Origin of the sequence: Burkholderia sp. MSMB1498, from assembly GCF_001526245.1 — a bacterium.
GTDB lineage: Bacteria > Pseudomonadota > Gammaproteobacteria > Burkholderiales > Burkholderiaceae > Burkholderia > Burkholderia savannae.
This window is the reverse complement of sequence record NZ_LOYJ01000015.1, coordinates 34,058-59,630: the sequence shown is the minus strand read 5'-3', so window position 1 is coordinate 59,630 and position 25,573 is coordinate 34,058. Positions and strand designations below refer to the sequence as shown.

At 68.8% G+C, this 25,573-nt stretch carries 26 protein-coding genes and 1 pseudogene; 19 read left to right on the top strand and 8 right to left on the bottom strand.

Going from position 1 to position 25,573, the window contains the following annotated elements:
* Positions 1 to 27 precede the first annotated feature (27 nt).
* Both WS91_RS35425 and WS91_RS03210 read left to right on the top strand, forming a co-directional pair.
* Complete coding sequence (locus tag WS91_RS35425) at positions 28 to 225, top strand: hypothetical protein (protein ID WP_059642733.1); 198 nt, start codon at positions 28 to 30, stop codon at positions 223 to 225.
* Between the two features lie 62 nt (positions 226 to 287).
* A complete protein-coding gene (locus WS91_RS03210; protein ID WP_063889423.1) occupies positions 288 to 734 on the top strand; it encodes a DUF2834 domain-containing protein in 447 nt (148 codons plus the stop codon).
* Between the two features lie 21 nt (positions 735 to 755).
* Here the strand turns inward: WS91_RS03210 and bsrA are convergent, their stop codons facing one another.
* Positions 756 to 1,691 (bottom strand): LysR family transcriptional regulator BsrA, encoded by a 936-nt coding sequence (bsrA, locus tag WS91_RS03205; RefSeq protein ID WP_059669731.1) that lies wholly within the window; start codon positions 1,689 to 1,691, stop codon positions 756 to 758.
* A gap of 276 nt (positions 1,692 to 1,967) precedes the next feature.
* Between bsrA and WS91_RS03200 the strand changes: the two genes are divergently transcribed.
* Entirely contained in the window at positions 1,968 to 3,083 is a 1,116-nt protein-coding gene (locus WS91_RS03200) for an SRPBCC family protein (RefSeq protein ID WP_059669730.1), read from the top strand.
* Positions 3,084 to 3,338: 255 nt separating this feature from the next.
* Here WS91_RS03200 and WS91_RS03195 read toward each other — a convergent pair whose 3' ends face one another.
* From WS91_RS03195 to WS91_RS03180, 4 genes are all read right to left on the bottom strand, one after another.
* Complete coding sequence (locus tag WS91_RS03195; protein WP_038753903.1) at positions 3,339 to 3,779, bottom strand: SRPBCC family protein; 441 nt, start codon at positions 3,777 to 3,779, stop codon at positions 3,339 to 3,341.
* Positions 3,760 to 3,924: a hypothetical protein gene (locus tag WS91_RS35420; RefSeq protein ID WP_156432272.1), complete on the bottom strand. Its 165-nt coding sequence runs from the start codon at positions 3,922 to 3,924 to the stop codon at positions 3,760 to 3,762. The genes WS91_RS03195 and WS91_RS35420 overlap by 20 nt, the downstream gene beginning before the upstream one ends.
* Positions 3,925 to 4,215: 291 nt before the next feature.
* Positions 4,216 to 4,833, bottom strand: a complete 618-nt coding sequence (locus WS91_RS03185; RefSeq protein WP_038753898.1) for a DUF2878 family protein — start codon at positions 4,831 to 4,833, stop codon at positions 4,216 to 4,218.
* Between the two features lie 185 nt (positions 4,834 to 5,018).
* The gene (locus WS91_RS03180) at positions 5,019 to 6,146 is read right to left on the bottom strand and encodes a DUF6670 family protein (RefSeq protein WP_059575695.1); all 1,128 of its coding nucleotides are present in this window, start codon (positions 6,144 to 6,146) and stop codon (positions 5,019 to 5,021) included.
* A 654-nt stretch (positions 6,147 to 6,800) separates the two neighbouring features.
* On the opposite strand from WS91_RS03180, the gene WS91_RS03170 reads away from it, so the two are divergent.
* The 12 genes from WS91_RS03170 (at position 6,801) to WS91_RS03105 (ending at position 21,246) form a co-directional block, all read left to right on the top strand.
* Positions 6,801 to 8,033 carry a 3-methyl-2-oxobutanoate dehydrogenase (2-methylpropanoyl-transferring) subunit alpha gene (locus WS91_RS03170; RefSeq protein WP_059669728.1) on the top strand — a complete coding sequence of 411 codons (1,233 nt, stop codon included), beginning with the start codon at positions 6,801 to 6,803 and terminating at the stop codon, positions 8,031 to 8,033.
* A gap of 5 nt (positions 8,034 to 8,038) precedes the next feature.
* Positions 8,039 to 9,082 (top strand): alpha-ketoacid dehydrogenase subunit beta, encoded by a 1,044-nt coding sequence (locus tag WS91_RS03165; RefSeq protein WP_038753892.1) that lies wholly within the window; start codon positions 8,039 to 8,041, stop codon positions 9,080 to 9,082.
* Position 9,083: 1 nt separating this feature from the next.
* A complete protein-coding gene (locus WS91_RS03160) occupies positions 9,084 to 10,577 on the top strand; it encodes a dihydrolipoamide acetyltransferase family protein (RefSeq protein WP_059669727.1) in 1,494 nt (497 codons plus the stop codon).
* Positions 10,578 to 10,581: 4 nt separating this feature from the next.
* Positions 10,582 to 11,982, top strand: coding sequence for a dihydrolipoyl dehydrogenase (lpdA, locus tag WS91_RS03155; protein WP_059669726.1), 1,401 nt, complete (start codon positions 10,582 to 10,584; stop codon positions 11,980 to 11,982).
* Positions 11,983 to 12,635: 653 nt separating this feature from the next.
* Positions 12,636 to 13,772, top strand: a complete 1,137-nt coding sequence (locus WS91_RS03145) for an autoinducer binding domain-containing protein (protein ID WP_059669725.1) — start codon at positions 12,636 to 12,638, stop codon at positions 13,770 to 13,772.
* Positions 13,773 to 14,210: 438 nt separating this feature from the next.
* Positions 14,211 to 14,471 (top strand): hypothetical protein, encoded by a 261-nt coding sequence (locus WS91_RS03140; protein ID WP_038753878.1) that lies wholly within the window; start codon positions 14,211 to 14,213, stop codon positions 14,469 to 14,471.
* The gene (locus tag WS91_RS03135) at positions 14,471 to 15,139 is read left to right on the top strand and encodes a flavin reductase family protein (protein ID WP_059669724.1); all 669 of its coding nucleotides are present in this window, start codon (positions 14,471 to 14,473) and stop codon (positions 15,137 to 15,139) included. Before WS91_RS03140 ends, WS91_RS03135 begins: the two co-directional genes overlap by 1 nt.
* 354 nt (positions 15,140 to 15,493) lie before the next feature.
* Positions 15,494 to 16,747 carry an MFS transporter gene (locus WS91_RS03130; RefSeq protein ID WP_038753872.1) on the top strand — a complete coding sequence of 418 codons (1,254 nt, stop codon included), beginning with the start codon at positions 15,494 to 15,496 and terminating at the stop codon, positions 16,745 to 16,747.
* A 250-nt stretch (positions 16,748 to 16,997) separates the two neighbouring features.
* A complete protein-coding gene (locus WS91_RS03120) occupies positions 16,998 to 17,813 on the top strand; it encodes a 4'-phosphopantetheinyl transferase family protein (RefSeq protein ID WP_038753925.1) in 816 nt (271 codons plus the stop codon).
* A 277-nt stretch (positions 17,814 to 18,090) separates the two neighbouring features.
* Entirely contained in the window at positions 18,091 to 19,440 is a 1,350-nt protein-coding gene (locus WS91_RS03115) for an LLM class flavin-dependent oxidoreductase (protein WP_059575677.1), read from the top strand.
* A gap of 119 nt (positions 19,441 to 19,559) precedes the next feature.
* Entirely contained in the window at positions 19,560 to 20,459 is a 900-nt protein-coding gene (locus WS91_RS03110) for an NAD(P)-dependent oxidoreductase (protein WP_197422202.1), read from the top strand.
* A 301-nt stretch (positions 20,460 to 20,760) separates the two neighbouring features.
* Positions 20,761 to 21,246 (top strand): hypothetical protein, encoded by a 486-nt coding sequence (locus WS91_RS03105; protein WP_059669752.1) that lies wholly within the window; start codon positions 20,761 to 20,763, stop codon positions 21,244 to 21,246.
* A 106-nt stretch (positions 21,247 to 21,352) separates the two neighbouring features.
* Here the strand turns inward: WS91_RS03105 and WS91_RS03100 are convergent, their stop codons facing one another.
* Entirely contained in the window at positions 21,353 to 21,706 is a 354-nt protein-coding gene (locus tag WS91_RS03100; protein ID WP_145986938.1) for a hypothetical protein, read from the bottom strand.
* Between the two features lie 504 nt (positions 21,707 to 22,210).
* On the opposite strand from WS91_RS03100, the gene WS91_RS03095 reads away from it, so the two are divergent.
* The 3 genes and pseudogenes from WS91_RS03095 to WS91_RS37135 all read left to right on the top strand — a co-directional run.
* The gene (locus WS91_RS03095) at positions 22,211 to 22,855 is read left to right on the top strand and encodes a hypothetical protein (protein ID WP_059669722.1); all 645 of its coding nucleotides are present in this window, start codon (positions 22,211 to 22,213) and stop codon (positions 22,853 to 22,855) included.
* Positions 22,856 to 22,997: 142 nt separating this feature from the next.
* Entirely contained in the window at positions 22,998 to 23,915 is a 918-nt protein-coding gene (locus WS91_RS03090; protein ID WP_059669721.1) for a MipA/OmpV family protein, read from the top strand.
* 29 nt (positions 23,916 to 23,944) lie between these two features.
* A pseudogene (locus tag WS91_RS37135) lies at positions 23,945 to 24,034 on the top strand (DUF1328 domain-containing protein); the annotation flags it as partial.
* Positions 24,035 to 24,117: 83 nt separating this feature from the next.
* Here the strand turns inward: WS91_RS37135 and WS91_RS03085 are convergent.
* Positions 24,118 to 24,495: a DUF3175 domain-containing protein gene (locus WS91_RS03085; RefSeq protein WP_038755017.1), complete on the bottom strand. Its 378-nt coding sequence runs from the start codon at positions 24,493 to 24,495 to the stop codon at positions 24,118 to 24,120.
* 7 nt (positions 24,496 to 24,502) lie between these two features.
* Positions 24,503 to 24,787 (bottom strand): hypothetical protein, encoded by a 285-nt coding sequence (locus WS91_RS03080; RefSeq protein ID WP_059669751.1) that lies wholly within the window; start codon positions 24,785 to 24,787, stop codon positions 24,503 to 24,505.
* Positions 24,788 to 25,011: 224 nt separating this feature from the next.
* Here WS91_RS03080 and WS91_RS35410 point away from each other — a divergent pair, with 224 nt between their 5' ends.
* On the top strand, positions 25,012 to 25,344 hold the full coding sequence (locus tag WS91_RS35410; protein ID WP_156432269.1) for a hypothetical protein: 333 nt from the start codon (positions 25,012 to 25,014) through the stop codon (positions 25,342 to 25,344).
* Positions 25,345 to 25,573: the final 229 nt, after the last annotated feature.

The window sequence follows — 25,573 nt, the reverse complement described above, 5'->3', positions numbered from 1 at the left end:
GGCGCCGGATGCGCATGCGCTACGCACATGCGCGTCGATCCGATGCGCGTCCGCCCGCGCGAACCGTTTAGTTTCGAGCGCCTTTCGCCGAGCATCAATTCGAAACACGGCGCGCGCGTTATCGCATTGAATTCGAATTCGTTTACGCGGCGATTCAAACGGGCGGCGACGAAGCGTTCGGCCGGATCGGCGCGCGCGCTTGCCGGCCGGGCCGTGTTGATCTAGGGTTCCTGCACCAGCATCAGCCCGATGCGGAATTTGCCGCCACCACACGAACGATGACCGCCATGCCCATCTCGAGGAAACTGCTTTGCACCGCTTACGGCGTGATCGCGCTCGTCGCGCTGATCGGCACGTGGGCCAACAATCTGCAATATCTGCCGCTCGGCGCGGCGAACGCCGGGCCGCGCTTCCTGCTCGACACGCTCGCGAATCCCGCAAGCCGATCGATCACGGTCGACATCGTGCTGCTCGGGCTCGCGCTGTTTCTGTGGCTCGTGCTCGAAGCGCGCCGTCTCGCGATGCGCGGCGCGTGGATCTACATCGTGCTGAGCGTGGCCGTTGCGATCAGCGTCGCGTTTCCGCTGTTCCTGATCCATCGCGAGCGCGCGCTCGCGGCCGCGCAGCGGCCGACGCCGGAGACGCGCAGCCTGCGCGCGGGCGACATCGCGGGCCTGGTGCTGATCGCGCTGTTCGCGATCGGCTACACCGTCGTCGCGCTGCGGCACGCCTGAGCGCCGCCGCCGCGGCGCGCGTCACGCCGTCGCGCGTTCGGCATTCGCGACGATCGCACGATGCGTGTGCACGATCTGCTCGCGCAACCAGCGAAGGCCCGGCTGCGCATCCTGCTGCCGATGCCAGATGAGGCTTACCTGGATCGGCGCGATATCGACCGGCAGCGGCGCGATCTGCAGCGCGTAGACGTCGGCGAACCGTTCGGCGAGCCGGCGCGGAATCGTGCCGAGCAAGTCCGATTTCGCGACGAGCGCGGGAATCGTCAGATAGTGCGGCACCTGCAGATGCACGACGCGCCGCACGCGGGCGGAACCGAGCACGATCTCGAGCGGCGAGCCGCGCCGGTCGCGCGGCTGGATCGACACGTGGCCGCTTTCCTCGTAGCCGCGCAGCGTGAGACCGTTCGTGAACGCCGGATGGTCGTCGCGCCCGATCACGACGAGATGCTCCTCGTGCAGCGGCTCGTAGCAGAGCTCGGGATTGTCGAAATGCAGGTAGTCGATGGCGAGATCGAGCGTGCCCGTCGTCAGCTGAGCAGGAATGGAGCCGGCGTCGTCGCTCTGCACCGACAGCATCACGTTCGGTGCGCGCGCCTTGATGTGCGCGAGGAGATCGGGCAGCAGCACGGCCTGTCCGTAGTCGTTCATCGACAGCCTGAACAGGTGATGCGTGTCGAGCTCGAAACCGGATTGCGGGCCGAGCCCGATCTGCAGCAGATACAGCGCTTGACGCACCGGTTCGTACAGCGCGCGCGCCTGCGCGGTCGGCGTCATCCCGCGCGCGGTGCGCGTGAAGAGCGATTCGCCGAGCTGCTGGCGCAGCCGCGTCAGCGCATTGCTGACGGCCGGCTGGCTCATGTGCAGCCGCACCGCGGCGCGCGACAGGTTCTGCTCCTGCATCAGCGCGTCGAAGACGAGCAGCAGGTTCAAGTCCAGTTGTCGCAGGTTCTGGATCATTCGGCGGCGCTCCGGAGCGTGCGCGCGCCGCTCGCGCAACGCCCTCCGCTCGCGCAACGGCGCGAGCGCGCGTTGCGCCGTCGCGCCGACACGGGCGGCGGGCGTTCGCAATCGAATGCATCGTTCGACATATCGGAGCGGCGCATGATCGAATTCAGGTCGATGAATAAGTCAAATCACGATTCTCCATTGGAGAAATCATCGAGGCTACTCTAATCTGCCGTCAAGCCGGCGCGCATCGGATGCGCCGCGCTTGCCCGACGACAGGAGACGACGATGACCCAGGACGTGACCGCGTTCCGGACGCACTATCGCGCGAACGTTCATTCGCGCTACAACGCCTGGCGGCACGGCGGTTTCGTGTTCGCATACGGCGCGGCGGCGATCGCGTTTTTCCTGAAGGGCGTCGCGCACGTGAGCGCATATCAATGGGCGACCGTGCCCGTCGCGTTCCTGCTGTTCAACTGGCTCGAATTCTCGATTCATCGGCATGTCGGCCATTTCAAGCGCCGCTTCGGCGCGATGTTCTATCGGCGGCATACGGGCGATCATCACAGCTTCTTCGTGAACGAGCAGATGACGTACCGCGACGCGCGCGACTGGCGCGTGATCCTGTTCCCGGCCTGGCTGATCGTCGCGTTCAGCATCGGGTTGTTCGTCGCGCATGCGCTGCTGAGCCGCGTCGACGCGAACGTCGCGGGGCTCTTCGCGAGCACGATGCTCGGCGGCTATCTGCTCTACGAATGCATGCACGCGTGCGAGCACTTGCCCGATGCGCATCCGTTCGCGAACTGGCCATGGATTCGGCAGATGCGCACGCTGCACCGGATTCATCATCGCCGCGACCTGATGCGCGCGTGCAACTTCGACGTCGTCTGGCCGCTGATGGACTGGCTGCACGGCACGCTGCGCTGGAGTGCCGAGCCCGGCGCGGAGTTCTCGACGCGCATGCGGCACGAGATCGATATCGCGCGCCGCCCCGAGGACGTGCTCGCGTATGCGAGCACCGCGGCGTGCTGGCCGCAATGGCATCCGTCGTCGCTGCGCGTCGACGGGCCGGCGGGATCGCTCGCGGCCGGCAGCCGTTTCGACGAGGACGTGCGTGCGGCCGGGCGCGTCGATCATCTGCGCTGGGACGTCGTTCGCCACGAGCCCGGCGTGATCTGGCAAGCGCGCGCGGCGAACGCGGCTGGCAGCCTGCGCATCCTGCTGACCTACGAGTGTCGCGGCGGCGCGCACGGCGCGCGTTTCGTCCGCACGCTGCACTATCATTCGCCGAACCCGCTGCTGCGGCTCGCGAATGCGCTCGTGATGCGCAGGCGCGTCGAACGCGAGTCCGCGCATTCGCTCATGCTGCTGAAGCGGCGGCTCGAAGAGGCGCGCGACGAATGACGTCGGGCGCGCGCGGCCGTTCGACGATGCGTTCGCCGGCGCGGCGACGCATGCGCGACGCATGCCGGGCGTTCCGGGCAAGGTGCAATGTTGCGCATGTCGCGTATGTTGCGCATGTTGCACCTTGCGTCGCTCGAATCGTTCCGGCTGCCCGCGTCGCGCGTGTTTCGCACCTTCGGCACGTCGCGCGCTCCGCGCCCTCCGTGTCCTCCGCGCGCCGCGCGGCGGCCACGCCCATTGCCGTATCCCGCACGCTCATGCCCAGAGCCGCCGCCGCGTCACTTTTCCGATCCCGCGGCGAATGCTGCCCTCGAGCACGTGCCGCACGATCGGCGCGACGAGCGGCACCTTGCCTTCGAACGTGATCACGTAATGAAAATACGTGCGGCGCTCGTCGATCGGAACGAAGCGCATCACGCCGTGATGGTCGCGCAGGGGGCTGCCGCGCGTGATCCGGTATTCGATCAGTTCGTTCTCCAGATAGGCGGTCACCGTCTCGACGAACGGCGGCGCGCCGGGCACGCGCATTTCGCGCGCCGAGCCGACGCCGTTGCGCGCCGGCTCGCCGTCGCTGATCCGGCGGATCTTCGCGGGCGAGAAGATTGACCCGAGATTCTCGTGCTCGCTGAAGAAGCGGAAGACCTGCTGGACCGGGGCGTCGAACTCTTCTGCGATTTCAATGCGTTGCTGTTTCATACGAAGGTCGCTTGTCGAGGGTTGAGGAGTGGCCGGCGGGCGGTCGAGCGGCGTGTCGCTCGATCGGGCGGCGGCCGATGCTGCGGTGCGTCACGATGGCCGGTGTTGTCGCGCATGCAATGACGATGACATTGATCAATGTCATCGTCAATCGGGGTGATTGCGCGTGCGAATGCGGGGTCGTATCGCAAGCGCGGTGCGTGCATGCTCGCTGCTGCTGCTGCTGCTGCTGCTGCTGCCGTTGCCGTTGCTGCCGTTGCCGCGAACGGCGAAATGCGAAATGCGAAACGCGAAATGCGAAATGCGAAATGCAAAACCGCCGCGGCCCCGTATGCCCGAGCAAGCAAGCGCCGCGCCGCGTGACATCGCATCCGACGCGCGGCGGACCGCACGCGCATGGCGAGCCGTGGCGGCCGCGAAGCCGCGAACGCGGTGTTCAGGCGCCGCCGCCAAGCCGGCCGTTGCGCACCCACCGGCCGAATGCGAACGCGAGCGGGCCGGCGTGCAGATAAGCGGCGAACAGCCAATACGGCACGCGCGCGAACTGCTGCAACGCGTAGTCGAACAGGCCGAGCGACGACACGAATCCCTCGATCAGCGGCCCGGTCGCGGCCACCATGACGGACAGCGCGGCGATCCGCGCGCGATGTTCGGCCGTCGCGGCGATGCGCGCGAGCCACAGCGCGACGAGCGCGATCGACAGCGCGAGCGGATGCGTATTGCCGAACACGCCGGTTGCCGCATAGACGAGATGCGAGACGGCGACGAGCGCGATGAGCCTCGAAGCCGGCGGCGGCGCCGTGCCGCGCGTGAACGGATACGTCACGGCGAGTATCGCGCCCGCGCCGGCGACGAAGATCGGCCACACGAGCAGCGATTGACCGTCGAGCCGCGGCGCCCAGTTGTACCAGAGGATGCCGTTCCACACGTGATAGAAGTGATCGCCGACGCTGAAGATGCCGAGGCCCGCGATCAGCGCCGCGACGACGGCGCGCCCCATGACCGGCGATTGCGCGGCCGGTTGACGAGCGGCCGGAACGACTGAAGTCTCCATGTTTTCTCTCCCTGTTGATGACGTTGAAATGCCGTCTTTGATACCGTCGCGGCGCGCGATCCGATCCGGTTCCGCCGCGCCGGCGAGCGGGCGAGCGGGCGCGCGAGACGCGCGCGGAGGAGCGTCTCACGATCGATGCGACGTGAAGCCACGTGACGCGAGGCGATGCAACGCAACGCGATGCATCAGCGATACGACACCTCGCAATCGACGTACTCGATGTACCCGCGCCCGCTGTACGCGCGGCCCTTGACGCTTCCTTCGAAGCGATAGCTGGCGACGTAGCCGCGCCCGTGGCCGAAGCGCCACGGGCTGTCGATCGTGCCGTGCAGTTCGAGCCATGGCCGGCCCGCGTCGTCGCGCGCGGTCCACGACAAGCGATGCGGCAGCCGCATGCGCTTGCCGTCCGGCGACGTCGCGAGCGCGTCCCGATATTCGTCGACGACGAACGCGACGCCGCGCTCGTGAATCTCGGCCGTGCCGTCGAGCGCGCGCAGATGGATGCCCTTGAACGCCTTCTCGCCGAGCACGCGGACTTCGGTCAGCAGCAACTGCACGCCTTCGTCGAGATTCACGATCTGGTACGTGAAGAAATCGAGCGGCAGTTTCCAGCGCTCGCTCAACGGCCGCGCTAACCACGCTTGCGGCGTCGTCATCCGCGCGTATTCGAACGTGCACATCGTGTCGACCGGCATCGTGCGATCGCCGTGGCGGATCGTGCCCGAGCACGTCGCGAGCAGGCTCAGGTGGTCGTAAGCGACATTGCGGACGAACCACGAGACGACGTCGGTGCAATCGATCGCGATATCGAGGCCGAAGTGCGCGTAGTCGGCCTTCACCGTGTAGCGCGGGTACGCGCCCGAGATCGTCAGGTCGTCGCCGAACGCGACGACCGTGTCCGCGCGCCGCGCCGCGCATTCGCGCTTGATCGAATACGCGCGGTAGTGATGCGCGTCGTCGGCGGCCGTCGACGACAGCACCGTCGCGACGTCGCGCGGATCGCCGTCGACCAGATAGTCGTTGTCGAACGCGACGCTGCCCGTCGCGCCGAGCAGCGTCATCACGTTGCAGTACCGGTGCGGCTCGGGCAGGCTCGGAAAGAAGATGCCGTAATGCGTGAGCCCGTAGCGCTTTTCGCGCACGTGCGGCACGAGCATCTCCGGCGTGCGGAACGGATGCGTCGACGCGTCGGCCGCGCGATCGATTCTCGGCAATAGCGCGGCGACGACGAACCGGGCGATCGCCGCCATCAGCGGGCTCGTGCGTGCGGCGGAGGTGGGCGGGGCGTTGCCCGGGGCGATGACTGTGTTCATGGCGAGAGAGGTCGATGAGTCGGGCGGGTGGCGCGAGCGGCGAAGTCGTGACGATTCGGGATGCGAACGACGTCGCGCGCTCGTGCGGTCTCCATGTCGTGAATGAATCGAATATCGCGCGGCCGTGCGAGCTGCGCGACCGGCGCGAACGGCCGGCGCGGCCTCCGTGCGGTCGACCATTACATCGATCGATGTCATGTTTTGGTGAGTCTAGGACGAAACGCGAAGCGGCGGAAATTGAAAATGGTGATAAGCGATATTCGAATCGCTATGCGTCGCCGACGATCGGGCGCAAGCGAATAACTCGTGACGAGAGTGGGGAGATCGGCGGGGGCGCGCGCCGATTATCGACGCGCGAATGCGCCGCGACATCGAACGCGCATTCATCCGCAAGCATTTGCGCGTCGCACAAAATACAGCCCGGCGAACATGCCGGCGGCGCGCGCGGCAAGACGAGGCACGGCATCGCATTCGCAGCATCCGGCCGCCGCGATCGCGCCGCCGCGAACGAGCGTGCTGAAATACGTCATAACATTCCGGCGTCCGTTTGAGAATCGGGGCGACTCCGAGTCCGAAGAGACTTTCACCACGTGCGATAACTTTGTTACGCTCTGCGGCGAAGCGTGCGACAAAATCAAACGTGGAGACAATTGAATGAGCCAGTACGGGCCATTGCGATTGCATGTGCCGGAGCCTACCGGGCGTCCGGGATGCAAGACCGATTTTTCCTATCTGCACCTGTCGTCCCCCGGCAAGGTGCGCAAACCCCCCATCGACGTCGCCCCGGCCGACACGAGCGACTTGGCCTATGGCCTCGTGCGCGTGCTCGACGACGACGGACGGGCGCTCGGGCCATGGGCGCTCGATCTCGATCCCGACATCCTGCGCCGCGGCATCCGCGCGATGCTGAAGACGCGCGTCTTCGACGCGCGCATGCAGATCGCGCAGCGCCAGAAGAAGATCTCGTTCTACATGCAGTGCCTCGGCGAGGAAGCGATCGCAGTCGCGCATACGCTCGCGCTCGAACGCGGCGACATGTGCTTCCCGACGTATCGGCAGCAAGGAATCCTGATGGTGCGCGACTATCCGCTCGTCGACATGATGTGCCAGCTGATGTCGAACGAGCGCGATCCGCTGAAGGGCCGCCAGTTGCCGGTGATGTATTCGAGCCGCGAAGCGGGCTTCTTCTCGATCTCGGGCAATCTCGCGACGCAGTTCATCCAGGCGGTCGGCTGGGCGATGGCATCGGCGATCAAGGGCGACACGCGCATCGCTTCCGCGTGGATCGGCGACGGCGCGACGGCCGAAGCCGATTTCCATACCGCGCTCACGTTCGCACACGTGTATCGCGCGCCCGTGATCCTGAACGTCGTCAACAACCAGTGGGCGATCTCGACGTTCCAGGCGATCGCGGGCGGCGAAGGCGCGACCTTCGCCGGGCGCGGCGTCGGCTGCGGCATCGCTTCGCTGCGCGTCGACGGCAACGATTTCCTCGCGGTCTACGCCGCATCCCGCTGGGCGGCCGAACGCGCGCGCCGCAACCTCGGGCCGACGCTGATCGAGTGGGTCACGTATCGCGCGGGCCCGCACTCGACGTCCGACGATCCTTCCAAGTACCGCCCCGGCGACGACTGGACGTACTTCCCGCTCGGCGATCCGCTCGAGCGCCTGAAGCGCCACATGATCGGCATCGGCGCGTGGTCCGAGCAGGAGCACGAAGACACGAAGGCAGCGCTCGAAGCGGATGTGCTCGCCGCGCAGAAGGAAGCGGAGCGCTACGGCACGCTCGCCGACGAGCACGTGCCGAACGTCGCGAGCATTTTCGAGGACGTCTACAAGGAGATGCCCGCGCACCTGCGCCGGCAGCGCCAACAGCTCGGGGTTTGACAGCGATGACGACAGCAAGCAAAGAAGGTCCGGCGGCTTCGCCGATGACCATGATCCAGGCTTTGCGCTCGGCAATGGACGTAATGCTCGAGCGCGACGGCAACGTGGTGGTGTTCGGGCAGGACGTCGGCTACTTCGGCGGCGTGTTTCGCTGCACCGAAGGACTGCAGAACAAATACGGCAAGTCGCGCGTGTTCGACGCGCCGATCAACGAAGGCGGGATCGTCGGCGCGGCGGTGGGGATGGGCGCGTACGGGTTGCGCCCCGTCTGCGAGATCCAGTTCGCCGACTATTTCTATCCGGCGTCCGACCAGATCGTGTCGGAGGCGGCGCGGCTGCGCTACCGGTCGGCGGCCGAGTTCATCGCGCCGCTGACGATCCGCATGCCGTGCGGCGGCGGCATCTACGGCGGCCAGACGCACAGCCAGAGCCCCGAGGCGATGTTCACGCAGGTGTGCGGGCTGCGCACCGTGATGCCGTCGAATCCGTACGACGCGAAGGGCCTGCTGATCGCCTCGATCGAGAACGACGATCCGGTGATCTTCCTCGAGCCGAAGCGGCTCTACAACGGCCCGTTCGACGGCCATCACGACCGGCCGGTGACGCCCTGGAGCAAGCATCCCGCGAGCCTCGTGCCGGACGGCTACTACACGGTGCCGCTCGATTCGGCGGCGATCGTGCGCCCCGGCGGCGACGTGACGGTGCTGACCTACGGGACGACCGTGCACGTGTCGCTCGCGGCCGTCGACGAGAGCGGCGTCGACGCCGAAGTGATCGACCTGCGCAGCCTCTGGCCGCTCGATCTCGACACGATCGTCGAATCGGTGCGCAAGACGGGCCGCTGCGTCGTCGTGCACGAAGCGACGCGCACGTGCGGCTACGGCGCCGAGCTGATCTCGCTCGTTCAGGAGCACTGCTTCCATTGGCTCGAAGCGCCCGTCGAGCGCGTGACGGGCTGGGACACGCCGTATCCGCACGCGCAGGAGTGGGCGTATTTCCCGGGCCCGAACCGGGTCGGCGATGCGTTGCGGCGCGTGATGGAGAATTGATATGGGCATCCACGTCATCAAGATGCCGGATATCGGCGAAGGCATCGCGGAAGTCGAGCTCGGGCTGTGGCACGTGAAGGTCGGCGATCGCGTGAAGGAAGACCAGGCGATCGCGGATGTGATGACCGACAAGGCGTCGGTCGAGATTCCGTCGCCCGTGACGGGCGTCGTCGTCGCGCTGGGCGGCAAGGAAGGCGACGTGCTCGCCGTCGGCAGCGAGCTCGTGCGGCTCGAGGTCGAGGGCGAGGGCAATCACCAGGGCGACCAGAGGAGCGGCCACGGGGACGATCGCGTCGGCGCCGCCGCGAACGGCGTTGCAAATGAAGTTGCAAGCAGCGCTTCGAATGACATCGCGCGCGGCGAAACGGCCTCGTCCTCGGCGCGGCCGGGACGCTTCGCCGACGCGGCGCATGCGCGCGCGAACGCCGGCGCGAGGGCGGCTCGCGCCGGGCGCGATGCCGACGACGCGCGCGCCGCGTCGCATCCGGACGGCGATCGGGCGGCATGGGCCGAACCCGAAGCATCGCATGACGAAGCATCGCGGCGCGCATCGCCGCCAGGCGGCGGCGTCGCGCGCGATGTCGCATCGCCGCCGCCCGCGCGCCGGCCGGGCGAGCGCCCGCTCGCGTCGCCCGCGGTGCGCAGGCGCGCGTGGGATCTCGGCGTCGAGCTGCGCTTCGTGCATGGCACGGGCGAAGCGGGGCGCATCCTGCACGAGGATCTCGACGCGTACCTGCAAGGCCGCGGCGCGGCCGCGCAGGGCGCGCGCGGCGGCCACGCGGCCTACGTCGAGCGGCACGACGAGGAGGCGGTGCCCGTGATCGGCTTGCGCCGCAAGATCGCGCAGCGGATGCAGGACGCGAAGCGTCGGATTCCTCACTTCAGCTACGTCGAGGAGATCGACGTCACCGAGCTCGAAGCGCTGCGCGCCGAGCTGAACCGCACGTACGGCGAGTCGCGCGGCCGCCTGACGGTGCTGCCGTTCCTCGCGCGCGCGATGGTGATCGCGCTGCGCGATTTCCCGCAGATCAACGCGCGCTACGACGACGAAGCCGGCGTCGTCACGCGTCACGGCGCGGTGCATCTCGGCGTCGCGACGCAGAGCAAGGCGGGCCTGATGGTGCCCGTCGTGCGCCATGCTGAGGCGCGCGATCCGTGGTCGCTCGCGGCCGAGATCGCGCGGCTCGCGGACGCGGTGCGCACGGGCCGCGCGGAGCGCGACGAGCTGTCGGGCTCGACGATCACGATCACGAGCTTGGGCGCGCTCGGCGGCATCGCGTCGACGCCCGTCATCAATTCGCCCGAGGTCGGCATCGTCGGCGTGAACCGGATCGTCGAGCGGCCGATGTTCCGCGCGGGCGCGGTGGTTGCGCGCAAGCTGATGAACCTGTCGTCGTCGTTCGATCATCGCGTGATCGACGGCATGGACGCGGCCGAGTTCATCCAGGCCGTGCGCGCGCGGCTCGAGCAACCCGCCCTTCTTTTCGTGGAATGACCCGATGACGGACAACAAGACTACGACCCTGCTCGTGATCGGCGGCGGGCCGGGCGGCTACGTCGCCGCGATCCGCGCGGGGCAGCTCGGCGTGCGCACGATTCTCGTCGAGCGCGACAGGCTCGGCGGCACGTGCCTGAACATCGGCTGCATTCCGTCGAAGGCGCTGATTCACGCGGCGGGCGAATTCGACAAGGTGCGCGGCTTCGCCGGCGATTCGCCGCTCGGCATCCGCACGGAAGCGCCCGCGATCGACATCGTGCGCACGGTTGCGTGGAAGGACGGCATCGTCAAGAAGCTGACGGGTGGCGTCGGCGCGCTCTTGAAGAAGAACGGCGTCGAAGTCGTGCACGGCGACGCGCGCATCGTCGACGGCAAGACCGTCGAAGTCGACGCGTGCGGCGGCGCGCGCGTGCGCATCCAGTGCGAGCACCTGCTGCTCGCGGCGGGGTCCGAGCCCGTCGAGCTGCCGGCGATGCCGTTCGGCGGCAGCGTGATCTCGTCGACCGACGCATTGTCGCCGGGCAAGCTGCCGAAGCGGCTCGTCGTCGTCGGGGCCGGGTATATCGGGCTCGAGCTCGGCATCGCGTACCGGAAGCTCGGCGTCGACGTGACCGTCGTCGAGGCGCGCGAGCGTATCCTGCCGATCTACGACGCGGAGCTGACGAAGCCCGTTGCGGCGTCGCTCAAGCGCCTTGGCGTGCGCGTGCACCTCGGCCACAAGGTGCTCGGGCTGAACGCGCGCGGCGACGCGGTGCGCGTGCAGGACGGCGAGCACGCGCAGACCGAGCTCGCCGCCGACCAGGTGCTCGTGACGGTCGGCCGCCGACCGCGCACGCAGGGCTGGGGGCTCGAGGCGCTGCAGCTCGATCGCGCGGGCGCCGCGCTGAGGATCGACGACATGTGCCGCACGTCGATGCGCAACGTGTGGGCGATCGGCGACTTGACGGGCGAGCCGATGCTCGCGCATCGCGCGATGGCGCAGGGCGAGATGGTTGCGGAGCTCGTCGCCGGCAAGCGGCGGCACTTCACGCCCGCGGCGATTGCCGCGATCTGCTTCACCGATCCCGAGATCGTGTCGGCCGGGCTCGCGCCCGACGAAGCCGAGCGCGAGTTCGGCGAGTGCCTGAGCGCGTCGTTCCCGTTCGCCGCGAACGGCCGCGCGCTCACGCTCGAAAGCGCGGACGGCTTCGTGCGCGTCGTCGCGCGCCGCGACGATCATCTGATCGTCGGCTGGCAGGCGGTCGGCGTCGGCGTGTCCGAGCTCGCCGCCGCGTTCTCGCAATCGCTCGAAATGGGCGCGCGCCTCGAAGACGTCGGTGGTACGATTCACGCACACCCGACGCTCGGAGAAGCGGTGATGGAAGCCGCGCTTCGCGCGCTCGGCCACGCGTTGCACATCTGAAGCACGCAATCGCGATCGCGCACGCCGCGCGGTCGCGTCCGATATCAACGACGCCGGGACGCGTCGCGATCCCGGCCATCAGGCACAGAGGCGAGCGAGGGCGAATGGCGATCTTCAACATCCACTACGACGAAAACTAAGCGGTACGGCGACGTGCCGGACGCGTTCGCGCGTCGCGGGCTGCGCCGGCCGACGCGTTTCGTTCGCCATTCCGGCGCGCGCCGCCGGCGTGGGGCGTCGTGCCTCGCGCCGGCGGCGTGCGGCGTGAGCGAACGCAGCCTCTGCCGCGCGCTTCGCGCGCGTTTTCGCCTTCGGTGCGCCGTGTCGGCGTACCGGTTCCAGCTCCGATAACGAGGCCCGCCGGGCCCGCCGGCGTTCGACTCGCCCGCGCATCGCGCGGGCGCGCCCTCCCTTTTTCCTTTGCTCGACTCCGCTTGACGACGGCAGCGCCGCTGCCGCGCGACTGATCACCACCGATGGCCGCCGGTGGCCGTGATGCAGGAGCAGCTCTTTTCTTTCCCGACTCCGCACGACGCGTTCACGTCACCGTTCGCAATTTGACCTGCTGCCGTGAGCCGCCCGGTCGTCGTGCGCTTTGCGGCCGTCGGGCCGAACCGCCATCGCCTTCCCACCCCAACCGATGGATCGGCGCCATGGCTCGACAATCCACCTCTGTTTCGTTCGAACTTTCTTCACCCGACCTCGCGCGCACCCGTGACGGCATCGTCGACGGCAAGCGCATTTCGCTCGGCGTCCGAGGCGACGCGCTGTGCGGCTTCGTGCTCGAGCGACGCTGCAAGAGCCCCGGCGAGCCGGTATCGACGCAGCGCGTCGGCCTGCGCGACCCGGCGGCCGTCGCGGCGTTCGTCGAACACGATCCGTATGCGGCGCAGCTCGGAATCGACTACCGGGCGCTGCTCGACGTGCATCGCGGAGCCGACGCGGCGGCTCCGCACGGCGCGCACGCAGCGCACGATGTGCGACATGCGCCTGCGGCGAACGACGCGCTCGATGCATCCCGCACATCGGAGCGCACCGGCGCGGCGGCTGCGGCGGCCGCGCCGGCGACGCAGCCGGAATTCGCGGCCGAATGCGAGCACGACGGCGCGCTGCTCGCGCTGATGCGCCGCATTTGCGCGTCGTGCGGCGCGACTCAGTGCTTCTATCACTGGTTCGTCGTCGACGAAGAGACGGACGAGTTCTCGACCCACGATCTGCTGATCGGCGGCGCACCCGCATGGGCGCAGCGTTACGTGCATCAGCACTGGTATCTGAACGATCCGGCCGTCGCGCACGCGCGCGACAACACGCAGCCGCTGCGCGGCTCGACGCTCGCCGAATTGCCGCCCGATCATTGGCTGAACCATTACGCGCAGACGCAGGGGCTCGGCAGCAACGTGTTCTTTCCCGCGCACCGCCGCGACGTTTCGACGTTCGGACTGCTGCACGTCGCGACGCCGCTGCCGGCGCCGCAGGGCGAGGACATGCCATGGCGCAACCGGCGCCTGCTGCGCGGGCTCGCGAACGAGATGCTCGAATGGCGCGTCGTGCGGCGACGGCGCGAGCTTGCGCAGGAGCTGTCGCTCGCCGCGCAGGACGTGCTCGCGCTGCGGCTCGTCGCACGCGGCGGCGGCGCGCGTCATGTCGCCGAGGAACTGCGGCTCGACGAGCGCGCGGTCTATCAGCTGTTTACCGCGATCAACCGCAAGATGGACAGCAAGCACATCAAGAGCAGCGCGACGAAGGCGAAGCGATTGGGATTGCTCGCCGAAGGCTATATCTCGAAATGAGCGGAACCTCGCCCGTCATATGCCGTAAACGATCTAACGCATTACGCGGGCGTTTTCCGTTAGCCTGTATCGCATGCATCGGCCGCCAAGCGCGATGCGTCTCGGGACCAACGCCGCGCACGCGCGCGGCGCGCCGTCCGGATGCGCGGTCAAGTTTGCCGCCGTATCCATTGCTTCACGATTCAAGCTGAACGAAAGACGCAGCACGTTCGGCGCGGGCCGTATCCGCATCCGCATCGAACGCCGAGAAACAGAAACGAGCAGGTTCGAACGAGAGGCAATCGAACGACGAGGGGCCGGAAGTCGTCGACGAACGATCGCGCACACGAATGCACGGACGCGCGCGGCATCGTTCGCCCGTGCGCCCGTGCGCGATGTCGGCTGAATCGCGACGGGAACGCGCCCCGCGTCGACGCTTCGCAGCGAGGGTCCGGTCAGATGGAGACATGCACCGAATGGGCGCGGCGGTTGCGGCGGATCGTGCGCGGCGCGGGAACGCGCGCGCTGTCGGCCGCCGTGGCGGGGGCGGGCGATGCACGGTGTCGAAGCGACGCCCGCATCGCGTCCGCCGGTCCGCTGTACATCGGTGACGGCTGGTTCCTGATCGGCGGCGCGGCTTCGCGTCCGGGCGCATGCGAATTCGCGCTGTTCGACGGGCCCGTCGCGTCGACCGCCCGAAATCCGAAGGAGGAGACGTAATGGCGAACCCATGGACCCACCGCGCGGCGCGCGCCGCAACCGACGCGCACGCCGCACTCGAGCTGCCGATGCTCGAGCGGGAACGCGAACGGCGCGCCGAGCACGGCGTATCGGCGCCGAGCGGATACGCGCCGGCGTCGAACGGCGCCGCATCGCGCGCGCCCGACGCGCTGACGCAGCATTTCAAGGCCGCGATGCGCCGACTGACGTCGGCGGTGTCGATCGTCGCGACGCGCGACGCGTGCGCGCGCTTCGGAATGGCGGCGACCGCGGTGAGCGCGGTCAGCACCGATCCGCCCGCGATCCTCGTGTGCATCAATCGCGCGGCGACGCTGCATGCGCCGCTGATGCGCACGCGCCGCTTCTCGTTGAATCTGCTGCACGAACGGCAGCTCGACCTGATCGCGCCGTTCAGCGGCAAGCTCGATCACGACGCGCGCTTCGCGCACGGCGAATGGCGCGACGCGCACGGCGTGCCGATGCTCGCCGGCGCGCAGGCGACGCTGCTGTGCGAGGTCGACGGCGATTTCGGCTACGGCAGCCACACGATCGTGATCGGCCGGGTCGATTCGGTGTGGGTCGCCGGGCCCGTCGCGCCGCTGTTGTGGCAGGACGGCGGACCATGCGCGGCACGCGCCCTGACCCCAATCGCGCACGATGCGCAATGACACGACGCCGACGGCGGATTTCCTGCACAAATGCGAAACGCTCATATAGACTGCAAAGCGAATCATCCGATGGTTCCCTGGCCGCCGCGCGGCGCGTCGATGCGCGCCGGATTGTTGCGCTGCCAAGTCTTCGATCGCTCCGAGGCTCGCGCGCGGTGCGAGCGCAAGCGAGATCGTCGCGTGCAACCGAGGGCCGGCGACAAACCGCTTGCCGCACGACGCGCCACCGCGTTCGCGAGTGCGCGCACTTGTCCGCGCCGCGTGACCGAGGGTGCGACGCCGTATCGACATAAAACGAATCGCGTTGCCCGCGACGCGCGCGCGCCGTGGGCAGCCGCCATAACAGGAGCGGACATGTTTGCACCCGAAACGCATCGACGCGACGGTTCTCCACGCATTTTCAATCCCGCGATGATCGCCGTGCTCGCCGGCGCGCTCATCATGAGCGCCGCGATGGGCGTGCGGCAGACCTTCGGCCTCTTCATCGGGCCGTTCTCGTTCGACCACGGCTTGCCCGTCACGACGATCGCATTCGCGATCGCGTTGCACAATCTCGTCTGGGGCGTCGCGCAGCCGTTCGCCGGCGCGGCCGCCGACCGCTACGGCGCCGGGCCGCTCGTCGCGATCGGCGCGCTCGTGTTCGCGCTCGGCCTCGCGATCGCGGCGGTCGTGCCGTCGGGCACGATGCTCGTGCTCGGGATGGGCGTGCTCGTCGGCATCGGCATCAGCTGCACGAGCTTCGGCGTCGTGCTGACGGCGGTCGGCCGCGGCGCGCCGCCCGAGAAGCGCAGCATGGCGATGGGCATCGCGAGCGCGGGCGGCTCGCTCGGTCAGGTCGCGCTCGTGCCGGTCGCGCAGTGGTTCACGACGCATTCGGGGACGATGGCGTCGCTCCTCGTGCTCGCCGGCTGCCTGATCGCGATCGCGCCGTTCGGCGTGCTGCTCGACCGCAACGCGGGCGCGGGCCACGCGAGCGCGCACGAAGCGGCGGCCGTGTCGCTGAAGGACGCGCTGTCGCACGCGGCGCGGCATCGCGGCTATTGTCTGCTGACGGTCGGCTTCTTTACGTGCGGGTTCCAGCTCGCTTTCATCGCGACCCATCTGCCGAACTATCTGCTGCTATGCCACATGCCGGTCGGGCTCGGCGCGACGGCGCTCGCGCTGATCGGTCTGTTCAACATGGCGGGCAGCTGGGCGTGCGGCTGGCTCGGCGGGCGCTACCGGCAGCATCACGTGCTCGGCTGGCTGTACCTGATTCGCGGCGCGACGATCGCGGTGTTCTTCCTCGCGCCGAAGACGGATGCGTCGGTCGTCGTCTTCGCGGCGATCATGGGGCTGACGTGGCTCGGCACCGTGCCGCTGACGAGCGGGCTCGTCGCGAAGGTGTTCGGCACGCGGCATCTGGGCACGCTGTTCGGCGTCTGCTTCCTGAGCCATCAGATCGGGTCGTTCCTCGGCTCGTGGCTCGGCGGCTACGTGTTCGACGTGACGGGGTCGTATTCGCTGATCTGGGGCGCGACGGCGCTCGCGGGGCTGTTCGCGGCGCTGCTGCATTTCCCGATCGATGACGCGCCCGCGCATGGCGGCGCGGCGCTCGCGCGGGCGTGACCGGCATGCGCCGGGCCGCGGCGCACGTGAGCGCCGCCGCAGCCGTGCGACGATGCCTTCGCGCCTTGCGCACGACGGACAGCGCCTGCGCGCTCGACGTGAACGCCCGGCACGCATGCGTGACGATGCGGTGCGCACACGCGGCGGTGCGGATGCAATCGCGATCGAAAACGCGAGTGCGAACCTGAAAACGTGAATGTGGACGCGAGTGCGCGCGCGAACGGCGCACTCGCGCGATACGGCAACCCGAATGACAAACGCTTCGACGACCGACCCGACGATGAACGCACCGACCGCACTGCCGCTCGGCGAACGCGACGCGCACGTGTGGTACGCGCGCACCGCCGCATGCGATGCGCCCGCACTGCGCGAACGGTATCGCGCGCTGCTGAGCGCCGCCGAGCACGAGCGCCTCGAGCGCTTCGCGTTCGATCACCTGAAGCTCGAGTACCTGGTGACGCGCGCGTTGTGCCGCACCGTGCTGTCCGCGTACGTCAATGACGTCTCGCCCGCGCAATGGCGGTTTCGCGCGAACGCGCACGGCCGGCCGGAGATCGACGCGGGCGATGCGCGGCCGCCGCTGCGCTTCAACTTGTCGAACGCGCGCAGCGTCGTCGCATGCGTCGTCACGCGGGCGGCCGATGCGGGAATCGACGTCGAGGAGGTGGCGCGCAGCAACGATCTCGACGGCATCGCCGCGTCGCATTTCTCGGCGAGCGAGCGCGCGGCGTTCTTCGCGCTGCCTCCCGAGCGGCGGCGCGAGCGCTTCTTCGAGCTGTGGACCCTGAAGGAGGCGTACATCAAGGCGCGCGGCGTCGGGTTGTCGATCGATCTCGGTCAGTTCTCGTTCGCGCTGCCCGCGCAGCCGATCCGCATCGCGTTCGATCGGCATGTCGACGACGACGCGAGCCATTGGCAATTCGCGCTGCTCGGCATCGGCGCGGAGCATCGGATGGCGCTCGGGATTCGCGACGCGCACGCGGCGGCGCGACCGTTCGACGTCCGGATGCGCGAAATCGTGCCGGACCCGGCGGCGAGCCTGCACGGCGAAGCCGCGATCGGCTGAGCGCGCCGAAGCGCCGATGTGCTGAAAGCGCTTGACGAAGCGCCGGCCGCACCGCAAGCGGAGCGGTCCTGCCGATTTATTTAGCATCGCGAACTGATGGGCGACGTTCGCCCGATGTTCGAGACAGGCGCTGCCGCGTGACGAAGTCCGGGTTCGGCGGACGGCGGCGCCGCGAGGCCGCGCGACGTCGCACGCGGCCTTCCCGGGCGCGCGGCCCGGCGGCATCTGCGCCGCGGCGTTCGCGCGCGCTGTTTGAACGTTTCGATAGAGCCTTCCCATGACCAGAAAACACATCCATTTCGGCGTCCTGATTCAAGGGGCAGGGGCGAACATGAACGCATGGAAGCATCCGAGCGTGCCCCCGGACGCAAGCATCAATTTCGACTTCTACGTGGATCGAGCGCGCCGTGCGGAGGCGGCCGGCATCGCGTTCGCGTTCATCGCGGATTCGGCGTACGTGACGCCGAAGTCGGCGCCGCATTTCCTCAATCGCCTCGAGCCGATCTCGCTGCTGTCCGCGCTCGCGGCCGTCACGTCGAAGATCGGTCTCGTCGGCACGGTGTCGTCGTCGTACAGCGAGCCGTACACGGTCGCGCGGCAGTTCGCGTCGCTCGATCTGATCAGCGGCGGGCGCGCCGGCTGGAACGTCGTCACGTCGTCGATCGAGGGCACCGGGAAGAACTACGGCCGCCCGCACCCGGATCATGCACAGCGCTATGCGATCGCCGAAGAGCATCTCGACGTGGTTCAGGGCCTGTGGGACAGCTGGGACGACGACGCGCTCGTCCGCGATCGCGCCGCCGGCCGCTTCTTCGATCCGGACAAGCTGCACCGTCTCGATCATCGCGGCCGCTTCTTCTGCGTCGAGGGGCCGCTCAACATCCGTCGCTCGCCGCAGGGGCAGCCGGTGATCTTCCAGGCCGGCTCGTCGGACGACGGGATCGATTTCGCGGGCCGCTGCGCGGACGCGGTGTTCTCGAACGGCGGTACGTTCGACGACGCGCGCGTCTTCTATCGCCGCGTGAAGGCGGCGGCCGCCGCCGCGGGCCGCGATCCCGATCACGTGAAGGTGTTTCCGGGCATCGGCCCGATCGTCGGCGCGACGCAGGACGAGGCCGACGACAAGTACCGGCAGGTGCGCGACCTGCTGTCCCCGCGCGAGGCGCTCGCGTATCTCGGTCACTTCTTCCAGCAGCACGACTTCAGCGCCTATCCGCTCGACGGCCCGTTTCCGGACATCGGCAATCTCGGCAGCGACGGGTTCCAGTCGACCACCGACAACATCAAGCGCCTTGCGCGCGAGCGCAAGCTGACGTTGCGCGAGGTCGCATACGAAGTGGCGACGCGGCGCTCGAACATCGGCACGTCCGAGGCGTTCATCGGCACGGCGGAGAAGGTCGCCGACGAGATGATCCGCTGGGTCGACGAGGGCGCGGCGGACGGCTTCATGCTCGGCCTGCCGGTGACGGGCTTCGGGCTCGACGATTTCGTCGACCGCGTGCTGCCCGAGCTGACCGCGCGCGGCTACTTCGATCCGGTGCTGCGCGGCGCGACGCTGCGCGACCATCTCGGTCTGCCCTACAAGGAGAGCCGCTACGCGCACGACGCACAGGTTGCGGCAATTTAGCTAAACTGGCCGGCGGCGCGGCGTGCAACCCGCCGCCAGCCAGGGCGCCCGGCCGGCGCCAGCGCACCGGTCGCCCGCAACCTATCCGATGCGCCGCCGCCACGAGCGGCGGCGAAATCATGGAGACGCTCATGAAAGTAGGATTCATCGGCATCGGCGTGATGGGGCAGCCGATGGCGCTCAATCTCGCGCGCGCCGGCACCGAGCTCGTCGTGTGGAACCGCACGCCCGAGCGCTGCGAACCGTTGCGCGCGGCCGGCGCGCAGGTCGCCGAATCGGCGGCCGACGTCTATCGACACGCGTACGTCGTGATCCTGATGATGGCGACCGACGCCGCGCTCGACGCGGTGCTCGGCCGCGGCACGCCCGCGTTCGCGGGCAATGTCGCGCAGCACACGATCGTCCATATGGGGACGGTGTCCGCCGAATATTCGCGCGGCCTCGAAGCCGATATTCGCGCGGCGGGCGGCCGCTATGTCGAGGCGCCGGTGTCGGGCTCGCGCAAGCCGGCCGAGGCCGGGCAGCTCGTCGCGATGCTGGCGGGCGATCCGGCGGCCGTCGACGAAGTGCGTTCGCTGCTCGCGCCGATGTGCCGCGAGATCGTCGTGACGGGACCGGTGCCGACCGGCCTGCTGATGAAGCTCGCGGTCAACACGTTCCTGATCTCGATGGTGACGGGGCTCGCCGAGGCCGCGCACGCGGCGCGCGGCTTCGGGCTCGACATGAAGCAGTTCCAGGCGGTGCTCGACGCGGGGCCGATGGCGAGCAGCGTGTCGCGCGTGAAGATCGACAAGCTCGTCAACGAAGACTTCGAAGTTCAGGCGTCGATTACCGACGTGTTCAAGAACAGCCGGCTCGCGACCGAGGCCGCGCACGCCGCGCATCTTGCGTCGCCGCTGCTCGACGTCTGCCGCGATCTGTATCGCGAGACCGAGGCGCTCGGGCATGGGCAGGCGGACATGGCGGCCGTCGTGCGCGCGATCGAGGCGCGCAGCGCGGCGCGGAACGCGGGCGGCTGACGAGCGCGCGCGTGCATCGAATGGGCCGCGACGTGCGCCGCATGTTTGCAATGGCTTGCCGCTCTCGACGCGAGGATCGTGCGCGCGAACGGTGGATCGTCGCGGCCGTTCGCGATCGGCGCGCCGCGCGCCGTTTGCATTTGCGCGCGAGCTCGCAGGCGCGCGCTCGCGCGCGAACGGCGTGCGGCGCGCGTGAAACGGATCGATCGGCGAGCCCGCCGACGCGTCGATCGGCTCGCCGGCACGCGATCGAAGCGGCGCAGGCGCGTTGCGCCGCGTCGATTGGCGACGGATGCCGCGCATGACGAACTTGCATCCGAACGGCCCGCCGGTCGCATTGACGGTCGCCTCGGCGGCGGACCGGCCGCTCGTCCGATCGATGTTGCATCGCTATCTGGCGGAACTCGGTCAGCATGACGAAGTGAGTTTCGACTATCCCTATTTCGATCTTTACTGGCAGCCCGGCGAAGCGCGCTGGCCCTATCTGCTCGACGTGGGAACGGCGCGCATCGGCTTCGCGTTCGTGCGCGCGCACGACGAACCCGAGGTCGACCATTCGATTGCCGAGTTCTTCATCCTGCCGCACGCGCGCGGCCACGGCTGCGGCGCCGCGGCGGCTTGCGCGCTGTGGCGCGCGCATCCGGGGCGCTGGGAAGTGAGCGTGATGCGCGGGAACGCGCCCGCGCAGCGTTTCTGGCCGCGCGCGATCGCCGCAGTCGGCGCGGCCGATGTCGTGCGGCTCGAAAGAAACGGCGGCACCGTCTTTCGTTTCGACCTGACCGCTTGATCTCGGATCGGATCGTTTGCATGCCGAAGCGTTTCTCGGCGGCGCATCGCCCACATGGCGCTTTCGTTCAAAAGCATCCGGCGAGACGATGCGCGCCGCGCCCACGCTAACGCGGTGCTTCGGTCTCGCGCACGCGCATCGGCGTAAGCCGGTTGTGCAGCGGCTCGAGGCCGATGCCGAGCGCCTTGGCGATGCGCGGCTTGTCGCCGTTGAAGTATTCGAGCGACGCGGCAATGAAGCGCTGCCGTGAACGCGCGAGCGTCGCGCCGAGCGGCGGCGGCAGCGCGTCGCGCCGCACGTCGCCGTGACGCGGCGTGCGCCGCGACGGCGCCGCCTCGATCTGATCGTCGGCGAGGGTGAACGCGTGCCCGATCGCGTTGCGCGGCTTGCGCGCCGGCGTGCGGTGCGTGCGCGATGTCGAGACCGGCCGCGGCGCGCGCGCCTTCTCTTCGGCCGGCATCGCGGAAATCCGTTCGCCGTGGCCGAGCGTGCGATCGTTGATCCATCCGGCCGACACTTTCGTTACAGCGCATTGGTAAAAAAATGCGCGACGCAGCCGTCATCGCGCAACGAGCGGGCGCGCGAAGGGCCGCTCCGCGGTCGAACTTCAGGTTCTCGCGCGTGTGCATGGAACAGCGAGCCGCGCGGGGCCGCGTGAGCGGCACGGCCGCTTGCGCGGCGCGCGGCGGACGGACGGGCCAACGGACGGACGGGCCAACGGGCCAACGGGCCAACGAGCGAACGAACGGCCGGGCCGGGCCGTCCGCGGCCGCGAATGAGGGCGGCGACGAACGATTTGGCGTGCGACGGAGCGGTTGTCGCGGCAGGCAGCATTTCGTGCGCCGATTTCGACAAAAGTACACAAATCTTTTCCAAAATCGACACAGCCGAATGTAACGAAAAGTAATAATTCCGCGGCTCCCACCCGCGCCGACCGATGATCGGCTGAATGCGTTCAGTCCCGATGCAACACGAATCCGCAGCAAACTCCCCGATTCTGACCGTGCCGATCAGCTTGGCGCTGCGTCCCGTCATCGACGAAGTCGTCCATCGAAGCGTGTCGGAGGCGACGACCAAGAACGGCTACATGCGCTGCGCCGATTACGCGATCGTCGGCGCGCGCGTGCTGACCATGCTGACCGGCACGCGGTATCGGCCCGTCGCGGGCGGCGAGGTCATGGATTTCGGCGACGACACACTCTTCGTGCTCTGCTCGACGCGCGAGCGGCGCCGCGCCGCGAAGCATCTGTCGCAGCTCGCGCGCTATCACTGCTGGATCGAGGCGCGCCACACCGATGCCGCCGGGCTCGCGCGAACGGAGGTCATCGACTTCACGATGCGCCACGACGAAATTGTCGCGAGCATGGTCGGCATGTCGTTCTCGCGTTCGCATCAGGCGTATTTCTGGGGATGGGACGACGAGCACGCGGTGCCGGCCGAATTGCGGGATCATCCGGCTTTCGCGAAGCAGGGGCCATACTGGCGCTGGGCGGAACGCGAATGCACGACGCTGCTGCGCGCGTACGAGCGTGAGCGCCCGGGCTACTTCGGGCGTCAGGTCGCGCGCGCGCTGAATCTGTTCGCGGATCGCGTCGAGCGCGAGGCTTGAGCTGACGCGCCGGCGTGCGCTCGAGGCGCCGGTGGCGCCGGTGGCGTCGGGGCGCGCGATGTGCTGCAATCGCGTGCCGGCAAAGGTTGGTTCGCGCGCGGGTTCGCCGCGGCGACAACAATCCGAACAACGAGGACAGCACATGGCCGACGCACGAGCCGTTCCAATCCGGGGAGCCGTCGCACCGCGCCGCGCGCCGGCGCGACGGCGCATCGATCGCATCGATCGCGCCGTGCGCGGCATCGTCTGCATCGCGTGCGCGGCGGCGGCCGTTTCGGCGCGCGCGCAGACGCCGTCGCCGGCCGCCGAGTGGCAGTATTCGGCCGGCGTGCCGCTCGACAAGCTTTTCGATCCACAGCAGCCGGCATGGCAGATCGCGGTCGGCGCGGCCGCGACGCTGCAGCCGCGCTACGACGGCTCGAACCAGTATCGTCCGATGGCCGGGCCGACCCTCGACGTCCGCTATCGCGACCTGTGGTTCGTGTCGACGGGCGAGGGGATCGGCGTCAACGTGCTGCGCGGGCCGAACTGGCGCGCGACGATCTCCGTGGGCTACGACTTCGGCCGCCGCGAGGCCGACGACCGCGGTCATCTGACGGGCGTCGGCAACGTCAATCCGGCGGCGGTGATCAAGCTGTCGGCCGATTACGTGATCTCGCGCGATTTCCCGCTCGTGCTGCGCGCGGACGTTCGCCGCAGCGTCGGCGGCGCGAACGGCTGGGTCGCCGATCTCGCCGCGTACATGCCGCTGCCCGGCAGCTCGGAAACGTTCTACTGGTTCGCGGGGCCGACCGTCACGTTCGCCGATTCGCGCTACATGAACAGCTGGTTCGGCGTGAACGACGCGCAGGCGGCGCGCTCCGGCTATTCGCGCTATGCGCCGAGCGCGGGTGTGAAGTCGGTCGGCGGCGGCGTGACGCTCGTCTGGTTCGTCACGAAGCACTGGTTCGTGACGGCCGACGGCGCGGTCGAACAACTCGTCGGCAGCGCCGCGCGCAGTCCGCTCGCGCAGCGCTCGACGGATTCGGCCGTCGACGTGTCGATCAATTACCAGTTTTAGCGGGGTGGCGCGTCGCGTCGCCGCCGGTGGCCGGCGCGGCGGAGATCGCGAAGATCCTGCTCTATGCGTTCGCCGTGATCCTTCTCGTCGTGCTCGCGCTGGGCATCGCACGACGATGACGGCCGCGAGCGGGAAAGCGCGCTCGGTGCAACGCCGGCCGGCCGTCCGCAACGGCCGATCGGCGCTCGTCTCGGCGGATGCGTCAGGGCTTGCGGCCGAACGCCTCGCGCAATTTTTTCTTCGCGAGCTCGAGCGTTTCCCGGCGCGCCTTCGGAAGGTTTCGGCCGGCGCGGTTCACGTAGAAATTGAGCATCGACATCGCCGATTGAAACGGATTGGCCTTGCGCCGCGTGCTGTCGAGCGCGGAGCGCTTCAGCGATTGCGCGATCGCCTCGGGGTCGTCGGACTTGAAGATGTCGGGTTCGAGATCGAGCGCGTTGCTGTGCCGCGTCACGTCGTTCGACCAGTAGCGGCCGGATTTTTCCTGCGCGGTGCGGGCGCGCTTGCGGCCGGACGCGGGCGGACGGGGCGCGGTCTTGCGCGGGGCGCTTTTGCGGGCGGGCGTCTTGCCGGTAGCCATCGCGCGCTCACAGCTTGATGCCGCCCGCCTCGGGCGCGTTCGACGAGCCGGGCTCGACGTCGCCGGCGCCGAACCGCTCGGGACGCCGAGGCTCGAACGGCGGCCGCCGCGCGCGCGACGCCTGCGGCGCATGCATGTGCGCGGCGTGCGGACGGCCCGCATGCGCGCGGCGCGACGGACAGGCGCGGCACGCCGCGCGCGCGCCGACGCGCGAACCGGCCAAGCCGTCGGGACGCGGCCGCCGGCCGGCGGCGCGCGAGAACAGCAGGGCGATCGTTTCGAATATCCGCATCGCGTGCTCCTGACGGGCGGCGAGCATGCGCGAGATGCGCGAGTCTCGGCTCGCGCGCCGCGCGCTCGCCGCGTTGGCGTTCGGCCGGCCACGAGGCGGCCGGCCGTGAATCGAGAATGCAGGCAACGGATGTTCCGACGCGCGAGGCGCACGTGCGTCGCGACGAACGGCGGCGATGTCCATCGTCGCATATATCGCATATAAATTCTTCCGCGCGCAGATGAATGAGCGAAATCGGGCGCGCCCGCGCGGTGATGGTCGAGGGAACGGTCACGCTCGGCTTGCGCTGTGCGCGCTTGCGGGACGATGCGGCGTTGGGGCGCGCGGCGCACGGCGCTCATCGTTTCATTTCAGGAAACGGTGCGGCGGATATGTTTTTAATGCTTCGGGCGCGACGGCTAATGTGCACACATTGCGTGCGTCGGCGCGAGATCGAGCGGCGATCGCGGTTCGGCTGGATATCGGGCATCGCCGGCTTCGAGCGAGTCGGCCGCGCTGTCGAGCGCCGTCCGCGAATGCATGCCGCCGCTCGACGTTCGCATATGCCGGCGCGTTGAGAAAAACGACGCTTCGCGATCGGCAAGCCCGACGATCGCATCTGCGCGTTGCAGCCCGAACGTTCGTGCGCCCGATCACGGGGCCGCTTCGGCGTGCGGATTCGTTCGGAGAACCGATCGAGCGGAGCGTCTTCGATTGCCGCATCGGCCGGGCGCATCGTTCGCGCGACGCGCCGGCGCTCATGCGCTCCCGCGCTCACGTGCGCGTGCCGCGTCGGCGCGCATCGCC